The organism is Sphingobium bisphenolivorans (genome assembly GCF_000412635.1).
Taxonomy (GTDB): Bacteria; Pseudomonadota; Alphaproteobacteria; order Sphingomonadales; family Sphingomonadaceae; genus Sphingobium; species Sphingobium bisphenolivorans.
Window position 1 is genome coordinate 1 of the sequence record NZ_ASTG01000049.1, and the last position, 1,989, is coordinate 1,989.

Sequence of the window (1,989 nt, forward strand, 5' to 3'; positions counted from 1 at the left end):
CAGCGGCTTCGCCTAAAGGAGTGAGAAATGACCATCCAGACCATCCAACTGAACAAGCTGGCACTTTCCGACCTCAACGTGCGGAAGGTGAAGCCCAAGGAAATCGAAGCCCTCGCAGCCGACATTCAGGCGCGGGGCGTGCTGCAAAACCTGATCGGCTATGACGAAGACGGCAAGATCAAGATTTGCGCCGGAGGGCGGCGCTACCGGGCCTTGAAGCTGTTGCAGAAGGCAAAGACTATCCCCGGCACTTTCGAGGTTCCCGTTGAAATCCGCAGTAAGGACGAGGCGCTGGAAATCTCGCTTGCCGAGAACGCGCAGCGTGAGGATATGCACCCCGCCGATGCCATCGCCGCCTATCGGGCGATCATCGACAGCGGCAAGGACGTTGACGATGTTGCAGCATCGTTCGGTGTCTCCCCCGCCTATGTCCGCCGCGTGTTGAAGCTGGCGGCGCTGCACCCGACCATTCTCAAAGCCTTCCAGAAAGACGAAATCGGCATGGGCGCGGCGCAGGCTTTCGCGCTGACAGACGATCAAGACCGCCAGCTTGAGGTTTTCAAGCGCACCGGCGACAACGCCCACCAAATTCGGGCCATGCTCACCCAGGAGAAGGTTGCCGATACCGACAAGCATTTCCGCATTGTGGGCGAGGAAGCCTATTGCGCCGCAGGCGGCACCTTCACCACCGATCTTTTCGGAGAACGTCGCTATTGCGATGACGCGGGCCTTGTCATGGACCTTGTGCAAGATCGGCTCGACGCCATCGCCAAGGCCGCGCGCGAAGATGGCTGGCGCGATGCCGAGGGGCAGCTTTACCGGCCCGATTCCTACTGGATGCGCGGCCATCTGGAACCCGCTGGCGAGCGCCATCCGACCGAGGAAGAAACCGCGCAGCTGGTCGAGATCGAGGCGGCAATCGCCAAGCGGGAAAGCGAGGTGGACGAGGACGAGCACGACTATGACGACGAGTTGCGCGCCCTGACCCGCAAGCAGGACGCTATCGTATCGGCTTGCCGCGTCTTCACCGCCGAGCAGAAGGCCGAGCACTCCCTTATCGTCTTCATCGGCCATGACGGTATTGAACAGGTCGCGTTCACCCGCAGCGCCAAGGGCACCGCCGCCGATGGCCCCAAGCCTCCCCGCCCCGACTACTCGCAGAAAGTCATGGATCAGCTGGGCGGCATCCGCACGATGGCGGTTCGGGAAGCCCTTGCCAGCGACCCGGAACTGGCGCTGGACGTGCTCTTGACCGGCCTCTTGGGGCAAGTTCGCGGTAACGCTTATTCGTGGCAACAAGCCGCCGAAATCACCGCCGAGAAGAACCGCTTCCATGTTGACGATGCCGTCATGGGCCATTCCACGATTGCCGGCATTGACGAGATCGCGAGGGCCGATCTTGACCGCTTGGCCGAAACACCCACGCTGGACGACATGCGCCAGATGGACAGCGAAGCGAAATTACGGCTGCTGGCCTACTGCGTGGCCTCGCAGATCACGAGCCTTTCGTTCCATAGTGACCGGGACCGCCAGCTGGCACAGATCGTCGGGGCCGCGCAGATCGACATGGCCGACAAGTGGGAACCCAATCAGGTATTCTATGACCAGCTTAGCAAAGCCACGCTCTTGAAGCTGCTGGCCGAAGGTTGCGGCAATGACGCCGCAGAGAATTGCCAGACCATGAAGCGTTCTGACCTTGCCGTGACGGTCAACGAGCGCCTTGCGGGGCGGCGCATCCTGCCCCCCGCCCTTCGACCCTCTGCCTTGCCCGATGCCGCCGACAGCGAAAGCCAAGCGGCATGACGGCACGGGGAGCGCGCTTCACTCCCGCGCTCCCCGCAAACTTGCGGGGCGGTGGCAGCTGCCACCGCCTCCATTTACAGAACGCAGCCGGTAAAATCGGCCGCGTTTAATGAGCGGCCAGGGCCGCACGCTTCGTAGTCTGTCAGCTGCCACATAGGATCGAGCGGCCCAGGGCCGCGCCCCGTC

1 protein-coding gene is annotated in these 1,989 nt (G+C 62.5%); it reads left to right on the forward strand.

What is annotated here, in order from left to right; all coding sequences use genetic code 11:
* Positions 1-27 precede the first annotated feature (27 nt).
* On the forward strand, positions 28-1,803 hold the full coding sequence (locus L858_RS0119110) for a ParB/RepB/Spo0J family partition protein (protein ID WP_022684650.1): 1,776 nt from the start codon (positions 28-30) through the stop codon (positions 1,801-1,803).
* The last annotated feature ends 186 nt before the right edge of the window (positions 1,804-1,989 follow it).

Excerpts from the sequence above, each read along its gene's own strand:
- L858_RS0119110 (WP_022684650.1), top strand. The coding sequence starts at position 28 with ATGACCATCCAGACCATCCAACTGAACAAGCTGGCACTTTCCGACCTC.